The 24,185-nt window shown below is 72.6% G+C and carries 19 protein-coding genes, 1 other RNA gene and 2 pseudogenes; 7 read left to right on the plus strand and 15 right to left on the minus strand.

Annotated features, from left to right (window positions below; all coding sequences use genetic code 11):
• The first annotated feature begins 150 nt into the window (after positions 1-150).
• The 3 genes from ACWCSU_RS07190 to ACWCSU_RS07200 are packed head-to-tail and all read left to right on the plus strand — an operon-like array spanning position 151 to position 3,857.
• Complete coding sequence (locus ACWCSU_RS07190; RefSeq protein WP_357697869.1) at positions 151-1,317, plus strand: acyl-CoA dehydrogenase family protein; 1,167 nt, start codon at positions 151-153, stop codon at positions 1,315-1,317.
• Positions 1,314-2,348 carry an acyl-CoA dehydrogenase family protein gene (locus ACWCSU_RS07195; RefSeq protein WP_449934175.1) on the plus strand — a complete coding sequence of 345 codons (1,035 nt, stop codon included), beginning with the start codon at positions 1,314-1,316 and terminating at the stop codon, positions 2,346-2,348. Before ACWCSU_RS07190 ends, ACWCSU_RS07195 begins: the two co-directional genes overlap by 4 nt.
• A complete protein-coding gene (locus tag ACWCSU_RS07200) occupies positions 2,349-3,857 on the plus strand; it encodes an AMP-binding protein (protein WP_449934177.1) in 1,509 nt (502 codons plus the stop codon). It abuts the gene before it with no gap.
• On the opposite strand, the gene ACWCSU_RS07205 is transcribed toward ACWCSU_RS07200, so the two are convergent.
• From ACWCSU_RS07205 to ACWCSU_RS07250, 10 genes and pseudogenes are all read right to left on the minus strand, one after another.
• Positions 3,818-4,939 carry a C45 family autoproteolytic acyltransferase/hydolase gene (locus ACWCSU_RS07205; RefSeq protein WP_449934179.1) on the minus strand — a complete coding sequence of 374 codons (1,122 nt, stop codon included), beginning with the start codon at positions 4,937-4,939 and terminating at the stop codon, positions 3,818-3,820. The genes ACWCSU_RS07200 and ACWCSU_RS07205 overlap by 40 nt on opposite strands.
• Before the next feature lie 34 nt (positions 4,940-4,973).
• Positions 4,974-5,933, minus strand: a complete 960-nt coding sequence (locus tag ACWCSU_RS07210; protein ID WP_449934181.1) for a helix-turn-helix transcriptional regulator — start codon at positions 5,931-5,933, stop codon at positions 4,974-4,976.
• Positions 5,934-5,949: 16 nt separating this feature from the next.
• The gene (locus ACWCSU_RS07215) at positions 5,950-6,843 is read right to left on the minus strand and encodes an NADP-dependent oxidoreductase (protein WP_449934762.1); all 894 of its coding nucleotides are present in this window, start codon (positions 6,841-6,843) and stop codon (positions 5,950-5,952) included.
• Positions 6,844-6,855: 12 nt separating this feature from the next.
• A pseudogene (locus tag ACWCSU_RS07220) lies at positions 6,856-7,809 on the minus strand (zinc-binding dehydrogenase); the annotation flags it as partial.
• A 47-nt stretch (positions 7,810-7,856) separates the two neighbouring features.
• A complete protein-coding gene (locus ACWCSU_RS07225; protein WP_449934183.1) occupies positions 7,857-9,293 on the minus strand; it encodes an Nramp family divalent metal transporter in 1,437 nt (478 codons plus the stop codon).
• Between the two features lie 61 nt (positions 9,294-9,354).
• Positions 9,355-10,218 (minus strand): GNAT family N-acetyltransferase, encoded by an 864-nt coding sequence (locus ACWCSU_RS07230; RefSeq protein ID WP_449934763.1) that lies wholly within the window; start codon positions 10,216-10,218, stop codon positions 9,355-9,357.
• 18 nt (positions 10,219-10,236) lie between these two features.
• Positions 10,237-10,650, minus strand: a complete 414-nt coding sequence (locus ACWCSU_RS07235) for an SSI family serine proteinase inhibitor (RefSeq protein WP_397036584.1) — start codon at positions 10,648-10,650, stop codon at positions 10,237-10,239.
• A 273-nt stretch (positions 10,651-10,923) separates the two neighbouring features.
• Entirely contained in the window at positions 10,924-11,985 is a 1,062-nt protein-coding gene (locus tag ACWCSU_RS07240) for a M20 family metallopeptidase (RefSeq protein WP_357697885.1), read from the minus strand.
• Positions 11,982-13,010, minus strand: coding sequence for a dipeptidase (locus ACWCSU_RS07245; protein ID WP_449934186.1), 1,029 nt, complete (start codon positions 13,008-13,010; stop codon positions 11,982-11,984). The genes ACWCSU_RS07240 and ACWCSU_RS07245 overlap by 4 nt, the downstream gene beginning before the upstream one ends.
• Positions 13,011-13,020: 10 nt before the next feature.
• Positions 13,021-14,592 carry a flavin-containing monooxygenase gene (locus tag ACWCSU_RS07250; RefSeq protein WP_449934188.1) on the minus strand — a complete coding sequence of 524 codons (1,572 nt, stop codon included), beginning with the start codon at positions 14,590-14,592 and terminating at the stop codon, positions 13,021-13,023.
• Positions 14,593-14,709: 117 nt separating this feature from the next.
• On the opposite strand from ACWCSU_RS07250, the gene ACWCSU_RS07255 reads away from it, so the two are divergent.
• From ACWCSU_RS07255 to rnpB, 4 genes are all read left to right on the plus strand, one after another.
• Entirely contained in the window at positions 14,710-15,510 is an 801-nt protein-coding gene (locus ACWCSU_RS07255; protein WP_357697891.1) for a Nif3-like dinuclear metal center hexameric protein, read from the plus strand.
• Positions 15,511-15,512: 2 nt separating this feature from the next.
• The gene (locus ACWCSU_RS07260) at positions 15,513-16,253 is read left to right on the plus strand and encodes a zinc ribbon domain-containing protein (protein ID WP_357697893.1); all 741 of its coding nucleotides are present in this window, start codon (positions 15,513-15,515) and stop codon (positions 16,251-16,253) included.
• Positions 16,250-17,485, plus strand: coding sequence for a bifunctional RNase H/acid phosphatase (locus tag ACWCSU_RS07265; protein WP_449934191.1), 1,236 nt, complete (start codon positions 16,250-16,252; stop codon positions 17,483-17,485). The genes ACWCSU_RS07260 and ACWCSU_RS07265 overlap by 4 nt, the downstream gene beginning before the upstream one ends.
• Positions 17,486-17,629: 144 nt before the next feature.
• Positions 17,630-18,020, plus strand: an RNA gene (gene rnpB, locus ACWCSU_RS07270) — RNase P RNA component class A.
• A gap of 83 nt (positions 18,021-18,103) precedes the next feature.
• Here rnpB and ACWCSU_RS07275 read toward each other — a convergent pair.
• The 5 genes and pseudogenes from ACWCSU_RS07275 to ACWCSU_RS07295 form a co-directional block, all read right to left on the minus strand.
• Positions 18,104-18,427, minus strand: a pseudogene (locus ACWCSU_RS07275) (DUF7144 family membrane protein); the annotation flags it as partial.
• Between the two features lie 218 nt (positions 18,428-18,645).
• The gene (locus ACWCSU_RS07280) at positions 18,646-19,662 is read right to left on the minus strand and encodes an NAD-dependent epimerase/dehydratase family protein (RefSeq protein ID WP_357697899.1); all 1,017 of its coding nucleotides are present in this window, start codon (positions 19,660-19,662) and stop codon (positions 18,646-18,648) included.
• Positions 19,663-19,695: 33 nt separating this feature from the next.
• A complete protein-coding gene (locus tag ACWCSU_RS07285; protein ID WP_449934193.1) occupies positions 19,696-21,882 on the minus strand; it encodes a SulP family inorganic anion transporter in 2,187 nt (728 codons plus the stop codon).
• 80 nt (positions 21,883-21,962) lie between these two features.
• Positions 21,963-23,387 carry a hypothetical protein gene (locus tag ACWCSU_RS07290; protein WP_449934195.1) on the minus strand — a complete coding sequence of 475 codons (1,425 nt, stop codon included), beginning with the start codon at positions 23,385-23,387 and terminating at the stop codon, positions 21,963-21,965.
• 199 nt (positions 23,388-23,586) lie between these two features.
• On the minus strand, positions 23,587-24,099 hold the full coding sequence (locus ACWCSU_RS07295) for a YbhB/YbcL family Raf kinase inhibitor-like protein (protein ID WP_357697904.1): 513 nt from the start codon (positions 24,097-24,099) through the stop codon (positions 23,587-23,589).
• Positions 24,100-24,185 lie beyond the last annotated feature (86 nt).

Genomic DNA, 24,185 nt, shown 5'->3' on the forward strand with positions numbered 1-24,185 from the left:
CCGGTGACCAGGTGATCACAGGGGGCGGTGATGGTCCTAATTAGCGGAGATTCGGCCGCAAATACGGTCGAAAGGCCCTCCAGAGCATTGCTCTATGCGTGCCGCCGCGACCTGACTAGAGTAAGTGAACACTGATGCCAAGGAGTCGATGTGGACCTTGCAGAGTATCGGCGTGCCGCCGCGGAGTGGCTGCGCGACAACGTCCCGGCCGGCGATCAGCCGGGGGCTGACGCCCTCGCCCACGCCAAGGAGTTCATGGCCAGGCTCTACGACGCCGGCTACTCCGGCATCACCTGGCCGCGGCAGTGGGGCGGCCAGGGGCTGACGCAGGCCGAGGAACGCGCCTTCGCCGCCGAGGCCCGCGACCACACCCTCCCCACGTACGTCTTCTCCATCGGCCTGGGCATGACCGGGCCGACGCTGGTGGACCGGGGCACCGACGCGCAGCGCGAGCGCTTCGTCCGGCCGCTGCTGCGCGGCGAGGAGATCTGGTGCCAGCTGTTCTCCGAGCCGGGCGCCGGCAGCGACGTGGCCAGCCTCCAGACCCGCGCCGTACGCGACGGCGACACCTGGGTCGTCAACGGCCAGAAGGTCTGGACGTCGGTCGCCCACCACGCCGACTGGGGCCTGCTGCTGGCCCGCACCGACGTCGAGGTGCCCAAGCACCGCGGCCTGACCATGTTCGTGGTGGACATGCACCACCCCGGCGTGACCGTCAGGCCGCTCAAGGACATGTCCGGCAGGGCCAACTTCAACGAGATCTTCTTCGACAACGTGACGATCCCCGACGAGCACCGGATCGGCGAGGTCGACGACGGCTGGAGCGTGGCCGTCACCACCCTGCTGCACGAGCGGCTGTCGATCTCCGCCGGCGTCGGCATGGGCGGGCAGAAGGACAACCCGGCCACGTTCGAGGCGCTGCGCGAGACGCTCGACACCAGCGACCCGCTGGTCCGCGACCAGCTCGTCGAGCTGCACATCCGCAGCCGCGCCCTGGCGCTGTTCAACCAGCGGCTCGCCCAGGAGACCAGGGCCGGGATCTTCCCCGGCGCCCGCGGCAGCGCCGCCAAGCTGCTGCTGGCCGAGCTGACCCTGTTCCAGGCCGACCTCGCCACCCAGCTCGCCGGCCCCGAGTCGGTGGTCGGCGACCATCCGCTGTCCCGGTCGATCTCGCTGGCCCCCGGCATGGCGCTGGGCGGCGGCACCAACGAGATCATGCGCAACATCGTCGGCGACCGGGTGCTCGGCCTGCCGCCGGAGCCGAGGATGGACAAGACCGTGCCGTTCAAGGACCTGAAGGTGGGGACGCAGGGGTGAAGCTCGTACTCAGCGAGGAACAGCGGCAGCTCCGCGAGGCCGTGCGCGACTTCCTGCGCGCCGCCTCGCCGCTGCGCAAGGCCCGCGAGGGCTACGACCCCCAGGTGTACGCCCGGCTCAACGGCGAGCTGGGCCTGTCCGGCCTGGTCGTCCCCGAGGAGCACGGCGGCGCGGGGGCCGGGCTCGCCGACCTCGCGGTGGCCCTGGAGGAGACCGGCGCCGCGCTGCTGCCCGGCCCCTTCCTCGCCACCCAGTTCGCCGCGCTCGCGCTCACCCAGGTGCCCGACAAGGAGTTGCTGGGCGCCATCGCCGAGGGCCGCGTCGCCGCCACGCTCGTCCAGCCCGAGCAGGACCTCGCCTTCGACGGCGCGGCCGTCACCGGCGCCCTGCCCCGCGTGCTGTCCGGCATGGAGGCGGACGTGCTGCTCGCGCCCGTCCCCGCCCCCGACGGCGGCGTGCTGCTGGCGGCCGTCGACCTGGCCGGACCCGGTGTCACGCGGACGCCGCTGGAGACCCTCGACCTCACGCGCGGCCAGGCCCGGGTGACCCTGGAGCAGGCCCCCGCCCGCGTGCTCGGCCGGACGCCCGCCGGCAGCGGCATCGGCGACCGGCTGTGCGTCGCGCTCGCCGCCGAGCAGCTGGGCGTGCTGCGCGCCTCACTGGACGCCATCGTCGCCTACGCCAAGATCCGCGTCGCGTTCGGCCGCTACATCGGCTCCTACCAGGGCGTCAAGCACAAGCTCGCCGACATGCACGGCAAGCTCGAACAGGCCGAGTCGATCGTCAGGTACGCCGCCTGGGCCGCCGACGAGTCCCCCGGCGAGCTGCCCGGCGCCGCCGCCCTGGCCCAGGCGTACGTGGGCCGCGCCTGCTTCGAGGTCGCCCGCGACCACCTGCTCCTGCACGGCGGCATAGGCTTCACCTGGGAGCACGACGCGCACCTGTTCTACAAGCGGGCCAAGGCCGACGAGGTGCTGCTCGGCCCGCCCCGCATCCACCGGGCCCGGCTAGCGGAACTCCTGGAGTTGTAGATGGACATCAGCGGCCTTCCCGGCTTCTACGCCATCGCAGCGGCCGACCCCGGCCGCCTGGCCGTGATCGACACCGACGGCGCCGAGACCACGTACGGCGACCTGCTCGCCAGGGTCAACCAGGTCTCCCACGGCCTGCGGGCGCGCGGGCTGGTCAAGGGCGACGTGGTCGCGGGCGTGCTGACCAACGGCCTCGACGCCGTCGTCATGCTCATGGCGACCGGCCAGATCGGGCTCTACTACGTGCCGGTCAACTGGCACCTCACCGACTCCGAGGTGGCCTACATCCTGTCCGACTGCGACGCCAAGGTCGTGGTCACCGACGCGGCGCACACCGTGCCGGGCGGGGAGGTCGGCACGTCCGGGCTGGCCGAGGGGCAGCCCGCGGACGCGCCCGCCGGGCGGACCGCGGGGGCGGTCATGTGGTACACCTCCGGCACCACCGGCTTCCCCAAGGGCGTGCAGCGCGCGCTGCCCGACGCCGAGCCGGAGGCCATCGTGCCGCTGTACACGTGGTTCCTCGGCGAGGTCGTCGACCTCACGCCGGGCGACGCCGTGCACCTGGTGACCTCGCCGATGTACCACTCGGCGCCCTGCGCGCACACCCAGTTCGCGCTGCACCTCGGGCACACGGTGGTGATCACGCCCAGGTTCGACCCGGTCGACATCCTGGAGCTGATCCAGCGCCACCGCGTCTCCAACGCCATGATGGTGCCGACCATGTTCCACCGCATGCTGCAACTGCCCGAGGACGTCAGGGCCAAGTACGACGTGTCGAGCCTGAGGCAGGTCATCCACACGGCCGCGGCCTGCCCGGTCGCCGTCAAGCAGGCGATCATGGACTGGTGGGGCCCGGTGCTGTACGAGTACTACGGCTCGACCGAGTCCACGATCGCCTTCTCCGTCAAGCCGCACGACTGGCTGGCCAGGCCGGGCACGGTCGGCCGCCCTGCGCCGACGTTCGAGGCCAGGATCTGCGACGAGAACGGCGAGGAGCTGCCGCCCGGCGAACCCGGCATGATCTACGTCAAGTCGTCGATGGGCTCCTTCGAGTACCGCAAGGATCCGGCCAAGACCGCCGCCAGCATGCTGGGGGAGTGGTACGCCCCCGGCGACATCGGCTACCTCGACGAGGACGGCTTCCTGTTCCTGTGCGACCGGCGCACCGACCTGATCGTCTCCGGCGGGGTGAACATCTATCCCGCCGAGATCGAGGCCGCGCTGCTGGAGCATCCCGCGGTGGCCGACGTCGCCGTCATCGGCGTGCCAGACGAGGAGTGGGGCCACAACGTGGTCGCCCTCGTGCAGCCCGCCGAGGGCGTCGAGCCGGGCCCGGCGCTCACCGCCGAGTTGCTCGAACACTGCGGGCCCCGGCTGGCCCGGTTCAAGCACCCGAAGGTCGTCGAGTACCGCGAGCGGCTCCCGCGCACCCCCACGGGCAAGCTGTCGCGCTCGAAGGTGCGCGAGGGCTACCTGGCCGAGGCGGGGAACACCAGCTCCTCGCTGTAGTCGCGGCCGTCGCCGAGGTAGAAGCGGGTGGCGAGGGTGCGGTCGGCGGTGTCGAAGACCGTGGTCCACAACGTCCGGAACGGCGTGCCCGGGTCCTCGTCCGGCCGGACCGCGCGCAGCAGGTCGCGCAGGTCCGGGCCGGACAGGGTGACGCCCTTGCTGCGCTCGTACAGGGTGCGCAGCCGCCCGTAGGTGCCCAGGCTCGGCGTGGTGTCGGCGGGCAGGTCCGTCGGGTCCGGGTGGCGATGCAGCAGGTGGTTGGTGACGCACAGCGGCCCGTCGCCGAACTCGACGGCGTGCTCGCTGCCGTCCCTGCCGCGTTCCCAGACGAACGCCTGGCCGTGCGCGTCGGCGACCAGGTAGTGCAGGAGCAGGCCGTGGTCGTACTGCTTGGCGGCCAGCAGCGCCTGCTTGGCCTGGGCCGCGGTCTCGCAGGTGTCCAGGAGGAACCTGGGCAACTGGGTGCTGCCCAGCCCGACCTGCGGGGCGGTGTGCGCCGGCGGCACGGCGTTCTCGACGTCGGCGAGCAGCAGCATGACGGTCAGGCCGGCCTCGTTCATGCCGTCCATGCAGCCGTCGAGGTCGTCCATGGTGATCACGGTCGAGGCGAGCCCGTCGTCGGGGACGGTGGTGATCACGTAGGGGCGGGCGCCCATCGGCAGCTCGTCCGGGCGGGGCTGCCTGCCCCTGATCTCACTGGCGGTCGAGACGAAGAAGTCGTAGTTGCGGCCCACCCTGCCGTGGCCGTCGGCCGAGGCGGACGGCGGGCACCACAGTCCTGAGCAGGCCGAGCCCTCGGGCACGCGGTTCCAGCCGTCGAGGGCCAGGTCGTCCTGGTCCGGGTCGAGGCCGAGCGCGGCCGCCGCGCCGTCCAGACGGGCGTGGTGCTGCGGCCAGTTCCGCTCGAACCAGGACATCCTCGCTCTGTTCACCGCGGGGTCGGCGGCCCTGGGCGACCAGCCGAGCCGGCGGGCCTCCTCGGTGAGCACCCGGCCGATCTCGAACTGGCTGCCGGTGACAGTGAGGTGCGTGACAAGCTGGAAGTCGTCATTGCCGCCTGCGACGCAGGTCATGTTCGTCATGCCGCGAGAGTGCCGCCGTCCGCTGACCGGGCTCCTACCGTCCGCTGACCGCCCGCCGGTAGCGCTCCGACAGGCCGAGGACCGTCTCGGCCAGCTCCGGCGGGTCGAGCACCTCGAAGTCGACGCCGAGGAAGCCGATCCACGCCGCCATCCCGGTGAGGTCGTCGCCGCCGAGTTCCAGCAGGCACGCGTGCTCGCCGGCCGGCTCGACCGCCAGGCCGGGCCGCAGCGCCACGACGTGCTCGGCGGGCGCGTGCAGCAGCACCGTCGCGCGGTGGCGCCACATCGCCGTGCTGACGCCCTGCTCGACGTACGCGGCCAGGTCGCCGTCGCCGGGCAGTTCCCGGGGCGTGAACCGGGGGCCGGTCGGCGTCCGGGGCAGCAGGCGGTCGACCCGGAACGTGCGCCAGTCGTCCCGCTCGACGTCGAAGCCCACCAGATACCACCGCCCCCGCCGGTGGACCAGCCGGTACGGCTCCACGTCCCGGACCGCCGGCGAGCCGTCGTGCCCGGTGTAGTCGAAGCGCAGCCGCTCGTGGTCGCGGGCGGCGTTCGCGATCGCGGTCAGCACCTCCGGCCGGACGGGCGCCGCCCCCGAGGCGGGGACCTGCACGGTGTAGGCGTTGAGGGTGTTCACCCGGCGCCGCAACCGGGCGGGCAGGACCTGCTCCAGCTTGGCCAGCGCCCGCACCGAGGTCTCCTCGATGCCCTCCACGCCGCCGCCCGCCGCCCGGCCGAGGCCCACCGCGACCGCCACGGCCTCCTCGTCGTCCAGCAGCAGCGGAGGCAGCGCCGCCCCGGCGCCGAGCCGGTACCCGCCGGCCGTCCCGGGCGTGGCGTGCACGGGGTAGCCCAGCGAGCGCAGGCGCTCGACGTCGTTGCGGATCGTCCTGGTCGAGACCCGCAGCCGGGTGGCCAGCTCCGGGCCCGTCCATTCGCGATGCGCCTGGAGCAGCGACAGCAGCTTGAGCAGGCGGGCGGAGGTTTCCAGCATGGGCCCAGTGTGCCCGCTATCGCGGCAAGGAGGCTTCCGCGTCCAGGACGAGCTTGCCGAGGAAGTGGCCGTCCTGGCTGCGCCGATGGGCGTCGGCCGCCCGCTCCAGCGGGAACACCTCCGCGACCGGGACGCGCGGCAGCACGTCCACCGGGAACGTCCCGCCCTTGCCCGTGGAGAAGCGCACGCCGTGCTCGGCCGCGCCCGCCGGGTCGGCGATGGTGAGCACCTTGTCCGGGTCGCCGGTGAGCCCGACCGACAGCCCGACCTCGCCGCGTCCTGAGGCGTCCAGCACCCGGTCCACCGGGCCGGGCAGGCGCTGCTCCAGCCCGTCCCCGTAGGTGACCGGGACGACGCCGAGCTCGCGCAGGAAGGCGTGGTGGCGTTCGCTCGCGGTGCCGACCACGTGGGCGCCCCGGGCCAGCGCGAGCTGCGCGGCGGCCAGGCCGACGCCGCCCGCGACCGCGTGGACGAGCAGCGTCTCGCCCGCGCGCAGGCCCAGCTCCTCCAGCGTGCGGTGGGCGGTCTCCAGGGCGACGGGCAGCGCGGCGGCCTCCGCGTACGACAGGTGCTCCGGCTTGGGACGCAGCGCGGCGGCCTCGGCCAGCGCGTACGTGGCCGCCGCCCCCGACGCGACCTGGCCGAACACCGCCTGGCCCACCTCCAGGCCGGTCACCCCCGGGCCGAGCGCGTCGACCGTTCCGGCCAGCTCGATCCCGGTGCCCTGCGGGCCGTCGGGGGGCGTGCCCCCGAAGCCGGTGCGCAGCTTCCAGTCCAGGGCGTTCACCCCGGCCGCCCGGACCGCCACGCGTACCTGCCCGGCGCCCGGCCTGGGCAGCGGCACCTCCTCCAGCGCCAGCACCTCGGGGCCGCCGTGCTCGTGGTAGCGCACGGCCTGGGCGGTGACCAGCAACACCGCCTTCCCGACCAGTTCGCGGGCCTCCAGGGCGGCGTGCGCCTCGTGGGCGCGGTCGAGCGGCACGGCCAGGCCGACGACGGTCGTCAGCTCGCCGGTGGCCGCCATGCCCAGCGCCTGCCCGGCCAGGCGACGGAACTCCTCGGGGGCGAACTGCACCTGTTCCATGCCGACCAGCCGCACGCCGCGCCGCGCCGCCTCGGCGGGGTCCACCAGCGCCGTCGAGCCGCTCGGCACCCCGTACGCGAAGAACACCCCGCCGGGCCCGAGCAACGCGAACGCCTCGGCCCCCACCCGCCCCCCGACCCCGTCGAAGACCACGTCGAACGCCCCCACCGCGTCCCCGCTCGCTTCGGCTGTCCGGAAGCCGGTGGCGGTCAGGGCGGGGTAGTCGACCGCCTCGGCCGCGCCCGCCGCCAGCGCCGCCGCCCGCTTGGCCGGGCCGTGGGCGGCGGCCGTCACCCGGGCGCCGGCGGCCCGCGCGAGCCGGACGATCGGCAGGCCCAGCGCCCCGCCGGCCCCCGTGACCAGCACCCGCGCCCCCGGCTTCAGCTCCGCCGCCGTCACCAGGCTGATCGCCGCCGGGCCGACCTGGAGCAACGCCGCCGCCAGCCACGAGCTGACCTCGTCGGGCACCGGCACGAGCGTGTCCACTCCGGTCACGACCCGCTCGGCGTACCCGCCCGGCACCAGGGCCGCGACCCGCCGTCCCGTCCAGGCGGGGTCCACCCCCTCGCCCACCGACAGCACCCGCCCGGCCACCCCGGTCCCCGGCACGAACGGCGGCCGGTTGGGGAACCACTCCTGTCCCCATCCGGCGCGCAACTGGGCGTCCAGCGACATCACGTCGGCCACCGAGACGCCGACCACCACCTGCCCCGGCCCCGCGACGGGATCGTCCACCCGCCGCACCCGGAGCACCTCGGGACCACCGAACTTCGTCACCTCGACAACATCCATGCCGCCGAGTGTCCTACCTCAAGCGAACTTGAGGTCAACCCCGGCGCTCACCCGGTCAGCTTCTGCACCTGCTGGACGACCACCAGGACGGTCAGCGTCCCGAAGAACGCCACCGACCAGACCAGCGCCCCCAGCCGGTACGACCTGACCCTGATCGCCTCCGGCAGCGACCGCCGGTTCAGCACGATCAGCAGGATCGAGTAGACGAACATCATCACCGCCGCGAAGCACGCCGAGAACACCAGCAGGATCAGCGGCTGGTCGAACCCGAGCAGCAGGATCGCGATCCCGACCAGCGTCATCGCCCAGACGGTGACGAAGTAGACCCGGTTCACCGAGACGGGCCGGTCGCGCAGGTAGACCGTCTTGATCGTGTCCGAGGCCAGCCGCGAGGTGTAGTCGACGATGCCCATCGCCGAGGCGAACAGGGCCAGCGCGCCGATCACCCAGAACAGCACCCCGAACCACGTGCCGACCGCGCCCTGCAGCACCTCGCCCTCGACCTTCAGGAAGCCGATGTCGTTCTTGCCCGCCACCTCCGGCCGGCCGAAGACGGTCGAGTAGGCCAGCATCGACATCAGCGCGATCGTCAGGAACGACACCAGTGCGAACGTGGCGCCCTGCTCGGCGTTGGCGAAGCGCCACCACCGGCGCCAGCGCGCCAGGTTGCCCTCGGTCGGCGGGAACTGGAAGCCGGTCGAGGCGGCCGCCTCCTCCTCGCCGGTGACCGGGCTGACCAGGCGCGGGACGTACGAACCCATGCCGAAGCCCTTGTCGCGGATCCAGTTGCTCTGGCACAGGTTCTGGCCGCCGCCCGCGCCGGCGTAGGCGACGGCGCCCATCAGCACGGCGATCCCGAGCTCCTCTGCGGGGAAACGCGCGCTGACGGTGAGCCCCTTGCCCAGCTCGACCCAGCTGTCGGCGTTGACGGCGAACAGGATCGCGACCACGGCCAGCGTGGCCACCAGGGCGATCTTCACGAAGATCACCCGTTCGAGGGCCGTGTAGATCACCGGCGCCAGCGTCAGGCCCAGCGCGATCACGACGAGCATGCCGATCGCGATCCACCGCACGCCGCCCGCGCCGGACCCGGTCAGGTACGTCACCATCGTGGCCGACGTGGTCACCCAGCCCGGCCAGAGGTTCGAGGCCAGCGTCATCACGACGAAGACCAGGCCCCAGTGCTTCCACATCCGGCTGAACCCGGTCAGCGCGGTCTCGCCGGTGGCCAGCGTGTACCGCTCGATCTCCATGTTCAGGAACCACTGGGTGAGGATGCCGACCGCGGCGCCCCAGACGAACACCAGCCCCACCTGGGAGGCGATGTAGGGCCAGATGATGAACTCGCCCGACGCCAGTCCCACCCCCGCCCCGACCAGCCCGGGGCCGATGACGCGCCAGGTCGAGCGGGGAGGGTCGGGCAGGTCGCGGACGGTGACGGACGGCAGGATTCGCGCCGGGACGGTGGGGGTGAAGTCCGTCATGCGGATCTCCTTGTTCGGCTTCCCGTACCGTCACCTTACGCAGATCTCTTACGCCGGTGAACTATCCGGTCAGGGCCACCACGTAGTCCCCGTGGTCGGTGAGCCCCACCACCCGTCCGCCGGACTCCATGAGGCCGCCGAGCACCTCGCGCATCGCCGCCCGCCAGGCCCTGGCCGCCGCCGGGTCCTGCCCGCGCAGCCGTTCGACGTCGCGCGGCGTGCCCACCAGCACGACGTCGGCGTCCGTGTCCGTGTCCGTGTCCGCCGCCCGGACGAGCGGGCCGTCGCCGCCCTCCTCCAGCAGCCGGGGGCGGCCCTCGGCGGGTTCGACCCGTGGCTCGATCGGCCGCTCGTCCAGCGGCCACACCGCCAGCAGGCGGTCGGAGGAGTCGCCCTCGTTGATCGCGTCGGCCATCACGCCGTAGAAGTCGCGCAGGTACTCCTCGGGGCGGGCGCCCAGCTTGACCAGGTTGAAGCGGGCGTTGCGGCGGACGAGCGGGTCGAACGTCCAGGTGACGCGCTCCAGGCCCTGTTCCAGGCACCACGCCCGCTGGTGCAGCTTGAGCGCGTAGCCGATGCCCCGCCCGATCGACGCGCCCGTCACGTGGGAGTGCAGCGCGCCGCCCGCCGCGCGGAAGCCCACCGACGCCCCCACCAGCACGTCGCCCTCGTAGGCCCCGGTCACGTAGTTCCCGGCGTGCGCGAACCCGATCATCATCTCGACGCTGACCGGCGCGTTGCCCGGGTCGGGCCGCCAGATCTGCTCGAAAAGCCGGAAGACCTGCGAGAACTCGCCGATCTCGTGCAACTCGCGGATCACCACACCACTCTTGGCCGCCGCCGCGGCGGCCTCCTCCCGGCTCGTCATGCCCCCACTATGCCCGCCGGACGGCGACATGCCCGCCCGCGGGTCGCGGACGGGCATGTCAGGCACGGCCGGGGCTCACTTCACGAGCGCCCCGAGCGTGCGCTCCATGACGCAGTCGTTCTCGAACTTTCTGTCGTAGGACGTCGTGCGGCCGTACCAGTGGCCTCTGACGTGGACGTCGACCGGTGCGTAGTTGCGCGGGCAGGCGCCCGGGTCGACGTTGAGGTCCTTGATCACGCCGTCGACCTCGTGCAGCTCCGCGCAGGCCGTCCGGGGGCGCGGGTGCGTGCCGCCGTCGGGGTCGCAGGTGAGCCGCATCGAGTACGCGCCGCCGCCGTTGCTGGGCGTGACGGTGATGAACAGCAGCACGCCCGGCTCGTCGGCGGCGGCGGCGCCCGCCGGGCTCGCCCCGAACGGGACGGCGAGCGCGGCGGCCGCGCAAAGGGTTAGGGCGGCCGTCCGGCGAGCGGCGGTCAGCATGAATGTCATGGGAACCTCCCTGGTCAACGTGCGCCCCGAGAGTGGCGGCGCACGTCACATGACTACAGGGAGTCACCGTGTCGATACCACTGGTGAAGGAGTGACAGAATGCTGTCCCCGATGATCACCCCGGCCCCGAGGCCGGACCCGTCCGTCCGGCGCGAGGCCATGACGCGGGCCCGGCTTCCCGGCGCGCCTGGGCGCCCAGCCTCACGCACCTTGGCGCATCTGGGTGCACAGCCTCATGCACCTGGGCGCACCTGGGTGCGCCGCCTCGCTCCTTCAGCGCACCGCCTCGATGAGGGAGCGGAGGAGGGCGGTGCGGCGTGGCATCTCGGCCACCACCACGTGCTCGTGGTCGGCGTGCGCGCCGCCGCCCACCGCGCCCAGCCCGTCGAGCGTCGGGCAGCCCGCCCCCGCGGTGAAGTTCCCGTCGGAGGCGCCGCCCACCGCGGCGGAGGGCAGCGGGCCCACGTCCAGCCGCTCGGCCAGGTCCTGCGCCAGGGCGTAGAGCGAGGCCGACATCGCGGCTTCGAGCGGCGGCCGGTTGGGGCCCCCTTCGACCTCCAGCCGCGTGCCGGGCACCGCCGGGACCAGCTCCCGCATCGCCGCGTCCACCCGCAGCTGCTCGGCCACCGTGCTCGCCCGCACGTCGACCCCCACGGTCGCCTCGGCCGGGACGGTGTTGAGCGTGGTCCCGCCGCGCAGCACGGTCGGGGTGACCGTGGTGTCACCGGCCCCGAGCGCGGCGATGGCCAGGATCTGGTGCGCCAGCTCGACGCCCGCGTTCGCGCCCTTCTCCGGCTCCAGCCCGGCGTGCGCCGCCTTGCCGCGCACCCGCAACGTATACATCGACGTGCCCTTGCGGGACGTCTTCAGCGCGCCGCCGTCCGCGCTGGCCTCCATGACGAACGTGGCGGCCAGCCCGCGCGCGGTGTCCGTGATCAGCGGCGCGGACGTGATCGAGCCCAGCTCCTCGTCGCCGGTGACCAGCAGCGTGACGCCGTCGAGGGAGTCGAGCCCGGCGAGCGCGTGGAACGTCTGCACCAGCCCGGCCTTCATGTCGAACACGCCCGGCCCGCGCGCCACCCCGTCCACGACCGACCACGGGTGGGTCGCCAGCGTGCCGATCGGCCAGACGGTGTCGTGGTGGCCGAGCAGCAGCACCCGGGGCGTGCCGAACGTCCAGCGCAGATGGGTGACGCCGTCGATGACCAGGAACTCCGGCTTCGCCCCCAGGTGACGGGCTCCCATCGCGGCCACGACCTCGGCGCTGCGGGCCACGGCCTCCAGGTCGCGCGAGAACGACTCGCACAGGACGAGCTCCTCCAGATCCTCGATCATGCCAGCCGCTCTCCGAGGAACCGGTGGACGTTGCCGCCGATGATCTTGGTGACGTCCTTCTCCGGCAGGCCGCGGGCGAGCAGCCCCTCGGTCACCATGGGCAGCCCGGCGGGCCCCTCCAGGCCGGGGACCGACGCCTTGGGGTCGAGGCCATCGGGCTCCAGGTCCTCGCAGCACGGGGGCGTCAGGTCGTCCATGACCTCGCGGATGAAGTCGGGGCCGAGGCCGACGTGGTCGATCCCGGCCACCTGCGCGACGTGCTCGATGTGGTCGAGCAGGCGGTCGAGCGTCATGTCCTCCATGCGGTCGGCCAGGAAGGGGGCGTAGAAGTTCACGCAGACCACGCCGCCCGTGGCGGCGACCCCGCGGAGCTGGTCGTCGGTGAGGTTGCGGTGGTGGTCGCGCAGGGCGCGGGCCGCGGAGTGGGTGGCCATCACCGGCTTGGTCGCCAGCTCCAGCACGTGGGCCACGCCCGACGCGCCGAGGTGTGAGACGTCGAACACCATGCCCAGGCGCTCCATCTCGCTCAGGGCGGCCACGCCGCGGCTGGTCAGGCCGCTGCCGGTGGCGTCCTCGGCGCTGCCGTCGGCCAGCGGCGTACGCCCGAAGTGGGCGATCGAGGCCACCCGCACGCCCAGCCGGTGGACGGTCGAGATCAGCTCCACGCTCTCGTCGAGCCCCGGCATGCTCTCCAGCGCCAGCACCAGGGCGATCCTGCCCTCTTCCAGCGCCGCGTCGATCGCCGAGGCGTCCAGGCAGAGCCGTACGGCGTCGGGGTTGCCCTCCGCGATCACGTGGGCGCACTCGATCATGCGCAGCGTCTGCCGCAGCGCGCCCTCGGGCCGGTACTGGTCGTCGATGAAGATCGGCAGGATCTGCAGGTCGACCCCGCCCTCGACGAGCTGGGGCAGCCACCGCTCGCGGAAGAAGGAGGCCCACTGCTGGGGCGGCCGGGCGGAGACCGCCATGAGGAGATCATTGTGGGTGTCGGCCACGACGGCACGCCGGTGCAGGGGAAGCGTCATGCGAAGGACGTTACCGCGCGCGCCCGACCTGCTCCAATGCACCCGAAGCGCGATTTTCCCCCGCCATCTTGTCCGCCACACCGAAGACGGCCCCTCCTCGACCGTCCCCCGCGCCTTCCAACGCCGAAGACGTCCCTTCCGCGACGGTCCGGTAAGCCCCGCGCGGCGGCCTGCCGGTGAGCCGCCGGTAGAGCATCGTCGAGCCGGGCCAGTTGTTCGTGACCCGTCCCTCGGCCGTCTTGTACCAGCTCCGGCACCCCTCGCCCCACACCATGCGGGCCATGGCCGCGTCGAGCTGCCGGCTCCAGGCGGCCATCGCCTCGGGACGCACCTCGATCGGCCCCTGCTCGGCCACCCTCCGCAGGCACGCCATGACGTGGTCCACCTGGCACTCGATCATGTAGATGATCGAGTTGTGGCCCAGGTTCGTGTTCGGGCCGTAGAGCAGGAACATGCTGGGGAAGTTCGGCACCGAGATGCCGAGGTAGGCGTGCGCGCCGTCGCGCCACTGCTCGGCCAGCGACCGCCCGCCGAGCCCGGTGACCTCGATCGGGGCCAGGAACTCGGTGCTGCGGAAGCCGGTCGCGTACACGATCGTGTCGGCCTCGCGCAGGCCCTCGGTGGTCTCCACGCCCTTCGGCCCGATCCGGACGATCGGGTCGGTCACGACCTCGACGTCCGGCCTGGTCAGCGCCGGGTAGAAGGCGCTGTCGATGACGACGCGCTTGCAGCCGGGCGGATAGCCGGGCGTCAGCTTCGCCCGCAGGACGGGGTCGGGGACCTGGGCGCGCAGGTGGGCCAGGGCGCGCTTCCTCAGCAGGCCGGCGCTCCACCCCTCGGCCAGGGCGGGGTAGAGCGTGGCCTCGGCGTACCGGTAGATCCACTCGCGGTAGGCCCGCTGGAGGCCGGGGACGTGGTGGAAGGCCAGCCGGGCGAGCGGGCCGAACGTGGCATCCGGCTTGGGGATCACCCAGTTGGGCGTGCGCTGGAAGACGTCGAGATGCGCGGCCCGCTCGGCGACGGTCGGGATGAGCTGGGCCGCCGACGAGCCGCTGCCGATCACGGCGACGCGGCGGCCGGTGAGGTCGTGGTCGTGGTTCCAGCGGGCCGAGTGGAAGGAGACGCCCTCGAAGTCGGACATGCCGGGGATCTCGGGCAGGTGGGGGCGGTTGAGCTGGCCCACGCTCATGACGACCACGTCGAACGCCTCGGTGTGTTCGACGCCGTCGTGGGCGCTGGTCACCTGCCAGCGGCGGCCGTCGAAGACCGCCCGCCGCACTTCCGTCCCGAAGCGGATTTTTCGCCTGACGTCGTATTTATCGGCGCAATGCTCTAGGTAGCCGAGGATCTCGGGTTGGGCCGGGTAGCGACGGGTCCAGCTCGCGTACTTCTCGAACGAGTACGAGTACAGATGCGATGGAATGTCGCAGCCCGCCCCCGGATAGCTGTTGTCCCGCCACGTGCCGCCGAGGTCCGCGGCCTTCTCGAAGACCGTGAAGGAGCCGATTCCGGCACGCCGCAGCCGGATCGCCATGCACAGGCCGCCGAAGCCCGCTCCGATGATCGCGACGCTGGGTGCCATGCCGTCCTCCGCGAAGTCAGGATCCACTTACAGTACGCCGAACCGCGTTCTGGCGACACCCTCCGCCACGCCCCGCGCGGCCCTCCCACGGGCCGGTAGTCTGCGCAGGTGGCTGCTGTGACGCTGACTGAGGTGATCGAGGTGCTCGAGGCGGCCTACCCGCCCGCCCGGGCCGAGTCGTGGGACGCGGTGGGGCTGGTCTGCGGCGACCCTGCCGAACGGGTGCACAAGGTGCTGTTCGCCGTCGATCCGGTCGCGGTCGTGGCCGAGGAGGCCCTTGAGTGGGGCGCCGACCTGATCGTCACCCACCACCCGCTCTACCTGCGCGGCACCACGAGCGTGGCCGCCACGACCCCCAAGGGCCGCCTGATCCACCGGCTGATCAAGCACGACGTCGCCCTCTACACCGCCCACACCAACGCCGACACCGCCAATCCCGGCGTCTCCGACGCCCTGGCCAGGGCCGTGGGCCTGACCGGCGACCTCGTACCGCTCCAGCCCTTCCCCGACGACCCCTGGCGCGGCCTGGGCCGCATCGGCGAGCTGCGCGAGCCGTCGACGCTGGGGGAGTTCGCCGCGCGCGCCGCCAAGGGGCTGCCGCGCACCTCCGGCGGCCTGCGCGTGGCGGGCGACCTGGCGCGCCCCGTGACACGCGTCGCGGTCAGCGGCGGCGCGGGCGACTCACTGCTCGGCGCGGCCAGGGCCGCGGGCGTCGACGTGTTCCTCACGGCCGACCTGCGGCACCATCCGGCCAGCGAGTTCGTCGAGTCGGGCGGCCCCGCCCTGATCGACGCCGCCCACTGGGCCACCGAGTGGCCCTGGCTCGACAGCGCGGCGTCCATCCTGCGCTCCAGTGGCGTTACCGTTGAAACGCGCGTCTCCGCCACGGTCACCGATGCTTGGACAAGAGGATATTGATCATGAAAGCAGCCCCTGAGGCCCAGAAGCGACTGCTCGACCTGGCAGAGCTCGACTCCGTGATCGACCGGCTGGCGCACCGCCGGCGCACCCTGCCTGAGCTGGCCGAGATCGACGAGCAGTCCAAGCGCCTGGCCAGGCTCGTCACCCAGGTCATCGAGGCCGAGACCGAGGCCGGCGACCTCGCGCGCGAGCAGACCAAGGCCGAGACCGACGTCGAGGCCGTGCGCACCCGCGCCGACCGCGACCAGAAGCGCCTCGACTCCGGCGCCGTGACCTCCCCCCGCGACCTGGCGAGCCTGCAGTCCGAGATCACCTCGTTGCAGAAGCGCCAGGGCGACCTGGAGGAGATCGTGCTGGAGATCATGGAGCGCAGGGAGGCGGCCGACGGCAAGGCCACCGACCTGGTCGCCCAGCGCGACGAGGTGGCCACCACCCGCGCCGCCGCCGAAGACCGCCGCGACGCCGCGCTGCAGGAGATCGACAAGGAGGCGGGCGAGGTCCAGGCCCGCCGCGCCGCCGTCGCCGGCGAGATCCCCGCCGACCTGCTGAAGCTCTACGACAAGCTCAAGGACCAGTACGTCGTGGGCGCCGCCATGCTGCGCGGCGGCCGTTGCCAGGGCTGCAAGGTGGCCCTGTCCATCGCCGAGATGAACTCCATCAAGGCCGCCCCCCACGACGAGGTGCTGCGCTGCGAGGAATGCCGGCGGATCCTGGTCCGCACCCCGGAGTCCGGCCTGTGACGTCGTACGTCATCGAGGCCGACGGCGGCTCGCGTGGCAACCCGGGCCCGGCCGGCTACGGCGCGGTCGTCAGGGACGCCGCCGACGGCCAGGTCGTGGCCGAGGCCGCCGAGGCGATCGGCGTCGCCACCAACAACGTGGCCGAGTACCGGGGGCTGATCGCCGGGCTGACCACCGTGCTGGGGGTGGGTGGCGAGGGCTCCGAGGTGGCCGTGCGGATGGACTCCAAGCTGGTCATCGAGCAGATGGCCGGCCGCTGGAAGATCAAGAACGAGGGCCTGCGCCCGCTCGCCCTGGAGGCCGGCGCGCTGGCCAGGCGGCTGCGGGTGGTCGAGTGGACCTGGATCCCGCGCGAGCACAACAAGCACGCCGACCGGCTGGCCAACGAGGCCATGGACGCCGCCGCCAAGGGCCTGACCTGGAAGGCGGGCGGCACCCACGACGCCGGCGCACCGGCGGTGCCCGTGCCCGGCGCGGCGGTCCGCACGCCGCCGGTGGTGGTCGAGCAGACCGACCTCCTCGACGCGGGCGAGATCTCCGGGCTGTCGGCCCCCACGGCCTCCGTGGCCGCCGCCCAGCAGCGCACCAAGGGCACCGGCTGGGCCCCGCCCACCCGCGTGGCCACCTCGTTGCTGCTGCTCAGGCACGGCGAGACACCGCTGTCGGTCGAACGCCGATTCTCCGGCCTCGGCGACGCCGAGCTCACCGCCAACGGGCTGGCCCAGGCCGCGGCGGCCGCCGAACGTTTGTCGCGGGAGCCGTACCGGCCGGAGGTGATCGTCTCCTCGCCGCTCAGGCGGGCCAGGCAGACGGCCGAGGCCGTGGCGCAGCGCACCGGGCTCGACGTCGAGGTGGACGAAGACCTCAGGGAAGCCGATTTCGGCGCCTGGGAGGGGCACACGTTCACCGAGGTGCAGCGCCAGTGGCCCGACGAGCTGGCCGCGTGGCTGGCCGGTCCCGACACCGCGCCGCCCGGTGGCGAGAGCTTCGCCACGGCGGCCCGTCGCGTCCAGGCGGCGGGGGAGCGGCTGGTGGAGCGCTACGAGGGCAAGACCGTGCTCGCCGTCTCCCATGTGACGCCGATCAAGATGTTGCTGCGCGAAGCGCTGACCGCGCCCTTGGGCGCGCTCTACCGGATGCACCTCGACCTGGCCTGCCTGTCGCTGATCGAGTACTACGCCGACGGCCCGGCCGTGGTGAAGTCGTTCAACGACACGGCCCATCTGCGTTGAGCGCGGCCGCGCCGGGAGCCGCCAGAACATCCCGGCGCGGCCACTGCTGCCTCCGCCCCCCTCAGGCGGTGACATGCCCATTCCACCCAATCGATCTTGCGACTCGGTTGGGAACGGCTTGAGGTTTGATAATCTTCCTGAAGACGAGTCGGCCGGGCGGCCGCGTCGGGCCTCCGGGCCCGCCGAGGAAGGTCCGGGCTCCACAGGGCAGGGTGGTCGGTAACGCCGACCCGGGGTAACCCGCGGGACAGTGCCACAGAAAGCAGACCGCCCCCCGCCTCGGTGGGGGGTGAGGGTGAAAGGGTGGTGTAAGAGACCACCAGCGCCCACGGTGACGTGGGCGGCTAGGTAAACCCCACCCGGAGCAAGGTCAAGAAGGGACGCTCTCCGGAGCGTTCCGCGCGCGACGTTCGAGGGCTGCCCGCCCGAGCCGCGCGGGTAGACCGCTTGAGGCCGCCGGCAACGGCGGCCCTAGATGGATGGTCGCCCCTTCGTTCGCGAAGGACAGAACCCGGCCTACAGGCCGGCTCGTCTCTCACCTCCCAGTTCCTGGGCCTCCCGGCCGTGCACGATCAGTGCGTACAGCACCAGCACGTCCACCGCGATGACCGCGAGCGACCACCACGGGTTGACCGCGATCCAGGTGAGTTGTGTCATCGCGTTGATCATGACGAGGACCACCGCCACGATGCGGGCCCAGGTCTGCCCCACGGTCACCGCGATACCGGTCAGGAGCAGGACGATCCCGAACAGCAGATGGATCCAGCCCCAGGTGCCGATGTTGAAGAACAGCAGGCGGGATGGCGTGCGGACGAACAGCCCGCTGTTGATCACCGCGTAGAGGCCGGTGATGATGTTGAACACGCCGGACATGATCATAAGCATGCCGGCGAACCACACCCAGCCCACCCAGCCCGTGACGGGCCTGCTCTGGTACGTCATCGTCGAACCCTCCCCCGTGAGTTCACGTACACCGTGGGTCACCTGCCCGCCGGTTTGCGGTGTATGCGTATTCCCACGTCACGAGGTTCTCGGCACCGGAACGAGGCCCCTTCAGCCTCATCCGGGCCCGCCCGCCCATCCGGCCCCGGCCGCCTGCCCGGGGCCGGCGGGCCGCCGACGGTGGCGCGTCGCCGGGCCCGGACGGTTCGCCGTGAGGGTCAGGAGGAGCGGGCGTCCCAAGCGGCGAGGATGCCGGCCTCCTTGTCCGGGGCCATCCCGTGGACCGTTCTGCGGCCGTAGGAACGCTGCTCCTCCGGGATCTCGCGCAACCACGCCCACGTGTCACGCACGGTCTCCGCGACCGGACGCGCCCGCAACCCCGCCGCCTCGGCCTTGCCCGTCGGCACGCTCCAGAAGTGGTCGATCTCCTCGGACGCCGGCCCGCCCCACAGCGGCAGCTCCACGAACGTGCCCGCCCCCTGCTCGACCAGGAACTCCGCGTCCATCCACACGAGCTCCGCGTCGGACCCGGTGACCTGCCTGCACAGCTCCAGCCACTCGCCGTAGGTGGTGTTGCCCGCCGGGCCGGTCACCGCGAACCGGTCGGCGACGCCCCGCTCGGCCTGGTCGAGGGTGAAGATCGCCACGTCGCGGGCGTCGACGAGCTGCATCGGCGTGGCGGCATCGCCCGGCGCCAGCACCCGGCCGCCCCGCGAGATACGGGTCAGCCACCAGGGCAGCCGGGCCACGTTCTCGTGCGGCCCGAGGATCAGCCCCGGCTGGATGATCAACGCGTTGCCGTCGAAGCCCTGCTCGACCGCCCGCTCGCAGCCGGCCTTCAGCACGCCGTAGTCGCCGTCGTCGGGGCCGGCGTCGGGCTCGCACGGCCATCCGGCGGTGTCCTCGGTGGCGGCCTTGGCCGGGAACCCGTCGAGGGCCGAGACGCTGGAGATGAACGCGTACGTCGCCGCCCTGCCCGACAGCGCCCGCACCGACTCGCCCACCACCCGCGGCACATACCCGGACGTGTCCACCACGAAGTCCCACGACCGCCCGTCGGTCAGCCGCTCCAGGTCGGCGACGGACTCGCGGTCGCCACGCACGGTCTCGACGCCCGGCACGTCGTCGCCGCTCAGCCCCCTGTTGAACGTCGTGACCTCATGGCCACGAGCCAACGCCTCCTCCGCGATGGCGCGCCCCAGGAACCCTGTGCCGCCGATGAGCAAAATATTCATGAACCCATCTTCGGCGCCCGGCGGGACGCGGGCTCACAACTTCACGGAGAGCGAAGACCGCAGCGGCGGCACCAGGTGCACCCGCGCCGACCCGATGTCGAAGTACAGGCCCACCAGCTCCAGCTTGCCCGCCCTGACCTGCTCGTCCACCTTCCGGTAGGTCCGCAGGTTCTCCAGCTGCTGCTGCACGTTCACCCGGCACAACACGTCGAGGGCCCCGTTGTGCAGCCGGTCGCCCTCGGTCTCGATGAACCTGGCCAGGCTGTGGTTCCCGTGCCGCAGCCAGCGCCGCAGCCCCGGCAGGCTGCCCGCCTGCACCCCGGCGCTGAGCACCCCGGCCATCGCCCCGCATCCGGAATGCCCGCACACGGTGATCGTGCGCACGCCGAGCACCTGCGTGGCGTACTCGATCGCGGCCACGACCGAGTCGTCGTGCGGCTCGGAGCCGCGGCGCGGCACCAGGTTGCCGATGTTGCGCACGGTGAACAGGTCGCCGGGGCCGCTCGCCGTGATCAGGCTGGGCACGATCCTGGAGTCGGCGCACGTGATGAACAGATGGGTCGGCTGCTGCTTGCCCGCCAGCTCGGTGAAGATCGGCCGCACCGGCGCAGCCGCACGGTGGTGGAGTTCGTGCGACCCCTCGGTGCAGGTGGCCGGGGTCGAGCCGCCGTCGTCGGGGATGGTGCGGCGTCCCGGACGCGTCCGCGGCGTCCACGGCACCCACCGCCGGTCGGGGGACCTGCCGGTACGGGTCCCGCGGGCCGCCAGCGCGTACCACTCGTCGTACGGCTCGTCGAGGTCGACCGTGCCGCCCGTCCGCTCGTGGTCCAGCCGCCAGGAGTGGATGGCCTCGAACGCCGCGTTGTCCATGAAGTCGATGGTGAGATCGAGGTCGACCGGCGTGCCCGCGGCGATCGACCGCAGCCCGTGCGTGAGCCTGGGCACGCCGAGGAACGTCAGCGAGCCGGTGACCGTCACGTGCAGGCGGCCGTCCTGCTCCTCGCGCCTGCGTACGTTCACCCAGGTCAGCCGGCGCAGCGCGAGCAGCCCGGCCAGCGCCAGCCCGGCCAGCACCCCTTCGGCCAGGCCCAGCACGAGCACGGACACCACCGTCACCACGTAGACCGGCACCTCGCCGTGCCCGCGGCCCTTCCTGAGGCGCGCGAGGCCGGCCATCCGCACGCCGGTGAACACCAGCAGCGCCGCCAGCGCCTCCAGCGGGATCAGCCGGACCGTCCAGCCGAACCCCACCGCGAACACCAGCACCCACACCCCGTGCAGGATCGACGACGACCGGGTGCGCCCGCCGGCCCGCACGTTCGCCTCCGTACGCACGATTCCACCGGCGATCGGCAGGCCGCCCAGCGCCCCCGACACCATGTTGGCCACGCCCTGTCCGGCCAGCTCCTGGTCGAGGTCGGCGCGACGGCCGGGGTGACCTCCGTCGGCGGACGTCGCGCCCAGCAGCGACTCGACGCTGCCCAGCATCGCCACGAGCAGCACCGCGCCCACGATCGTGTGCCAGTCGGCGGACGGCAGCACGGGGAAGCCCCACCCGGAGAAGCTGCCGGCCAGGTCGACGCGGGTGACGTCCCAGCCGGACAGCCAGGCGACGCCCGCCGCGGCCGGCAGCGCGACCAGCGGCGCCGGCACCGCCCTGACCCGCTCGGGCAGCCGCGTCCACAACGCGAGCACCACGATCGTGAACAGGCCCAGCGCGACCTTGTGCCCGTGGAGGCCGGCGATCTGCCCGGGCAGGTCGGCCAGGTTGGCCAGGGCCGAGAGCTGGGGCTGCCCGCCGAGGACCACGTGGAGCTGGGAGAGCGCGAGGATCACGCCCACCGCCGCCAGCAGGCCGCGGACGACCGCGGGGGAGAGGACCGGCACCACCCTGGCCGCCTTGACCACGCCGAGCACCAGCTGGACGGCCCCTGCCAGCAGCGTGATCATGCACGTGGCCCGCCAGCCGTGAATGCGCACCAGCTCGACGACCACCACGGACAACCCGGCCGCGGGCCCGCTCACCTGGACGGCCGATCCGCCCAGCGAGCCGGCCACGACCCCGCCCACGACGGCGGCGATGAGACCGGCGGCCGGCGGTGCGCCCGAGGCCGTCGCGATGCCCAGGGAGAACGGGACTGCGACGAGGAAGACCACGAGCGAAGCGGGTAGATCATGCCGTAGCGTACGCAACCAGCTACTGAGGGTATCGCCGATCATGTCGGAAACCCTAGTGGTGCGCCACCCCCGCTTTAGCGGGTCGTCGCGGGGGTTTTACTCATTCGGTAAGGGGCCGGAGATCAGCGGTAGTAGTCGTTGTAGTCCTGCTCCGGGGCCCGGCGGCGGCCGCCGCCGTTGTCGGCCTGGCCGGGAGCGGCCGCGCCCTGCGACTGCCCGCCGTACGTCGGCCAGTTCGCCGTGCCGGACGGCGGCTCGGGCCAGGCGGGGCCGGGCCCGGCGGCGAAGTCGCCCGTCTCGTACGCGACCGAGGAAGGCTGGGGCGTCGCCGGAGGAGCCGACAGCACGTCGTCGTAGGCCGAGACCGCGCGGGCGGGGACGGTCGGGGTGCCGGTGGCCGGGGAGGGCCCGGTGATCGGGGAGCCGGAGTCGTCGGCCACGGCCCAGCCGGCGCGCACCTCGTACGACGCCGGGAAGGCGGCGGACGGGGAGGCGGTGGCCGCGGGCTGCTCGACGAAGGCGGGCCAGGAGCCGGCCGGGGCGGCGTAGGAGGCGGGGGAGGCGGGGGAGGGGTCGTCGAGGATGTCGGGCGAGGCGGCGGGCCAGGAGCCCGAGGTGGCCGCGGCGGGCGCGCCCGTCCAGGTCGTCTCAAGGGGGTCGGCCGCGTTGGTGTAGGCGGGGAACGGGTCGCTGGTCGGCGCGCCGTGGATGGGCGTGACCGGGGCGACCGGGAAGGACCCGCTGGAGGTGACGCCGGAGTAGGACCCGCCGGACGTCGCCGGGTAGGAGGGGGAGGCGGGGAACGAGCCGTTGCCGTTCGCGGGGTGGGCGCCGCTCGCCGGCAGGGCCTCGGGACGCGAGGCCGGCACGACCGGCTGGGCGGCCCCGCCGAGCAGGCTCAGCACGTCGGGCGTCGGCGCCGCGAACGTCACCGTGCGCTGGTCGGCCATGTCGGACGCGGAGGGAACCGGTCGCTTGGCGGGCTCCACCAGGTCGGCGAGGTTGGCCGCGGCGGCCGGGGCGGGCTGGCGCTGGGGCAGGGGGGCCTGGACGGTCGCGGCGTTGGGGTCGGCCGCGGCGGCCACGGGCTGCGGCTTCGCGGGACGCTCACGGCGCTCGGCCGGGCGCTCACGGCGCTCTGCGGGCTGCTCGCGATCGACGGGACGCGCGGCGCCCTTCCTGGCCGCCACGGTGCCGCCGGCGCCGAAACCGCCCTCCTCGGCGTCGCTGCGGATGTTCGCCCAGAACTCCTCGTCCTCGTGGTCGGTGGTCGGGTTGCCCCACTCGTCGACGCCACGCCTGCCACGCTGGCCGGTGCGGACGGGTTTGGGCTTCACCTCGTCGATCGGGGAGAAGTCAGGGCTGAAATTGGCCATCCGTGGTTCGTGCGCGGCGAACTCGTCGGTGGACCGGGCGTGCGTCATCTCCTCCTTCTCGGCCATCTCCTTCAGCCGTTCCGGAGGGAGAGAGCTCTCCCGGCGGTTCATGGAACGCATGCCCAGTGCCACGACGACGAGCACGAGGAGCACGACAGCGACCAAGCTCACGACGACCGCGATCATTGCACCACCCTCAAAGCCATGGCCTCCCTGTGGCATCGGTGAGATCGCGCGGCCATCGACGCGATCTGCCCCCTTTGATCACCAATGCCTAACAATTGGATTTGATTCTGTCGGACCACTATGAGAGTTGTCACACCCTACGCAAAGAATTGGTCCATCCGGTCTACCTGCGGTGATCGCCCTGTCACTGGATGTTCACCGCCGTCAGCCGGCCCCGGGCGATCGTGTGGTCGGCGATCTCCTTCAAGATCTCGGGGAGCCCGCCCTCTTTCGCCTCGACCTTGTCGTTCAACGTGTAGACGGTGAACCGGTAGCTGCCCGGGGTGTTGCAGGGCGGTTCGTAGCCCGCCTTCCCACTGGTGACCTTGGCCTGGCCGGAGCCCTCGGGCGGACTCTCGGCGGCACCCGGCCCCAGCTCGGTCGTGGTCGCCGGGATGTTGTAGAGCACCCAGTGAACGGCCGATTCGGAGGGAGTGTGGGAGTCGACCACGATCGCGATCGACTTGGCCTTCGGCAAGGGCTCGCTGGACCAGCGCAGCGGCGGGCTGCCCTGGCGGCCCCGGCAGGAGTACTCGCCCGGCAGCGGCATGCCGTCGCGCAACTCCGGGCTCGAGACGTTGATCTCCGCGATCTCCTTGGCCTGGGACCTTCCGATGCCCAGGGCGGCGCAACCTGACAAGGTGAGCGCGAAAGCCACCACTGTCACACTGACAGCGGCCCGCCTCACACGTGATGCCGTGTTACACAGCCCCATGCCGGATGATGCTACGCGGCTCTCGGCGG

The sequence above is a fragment of the Nonomuraea sp. NPDC001699 genome (assembly GCF_053596455.1).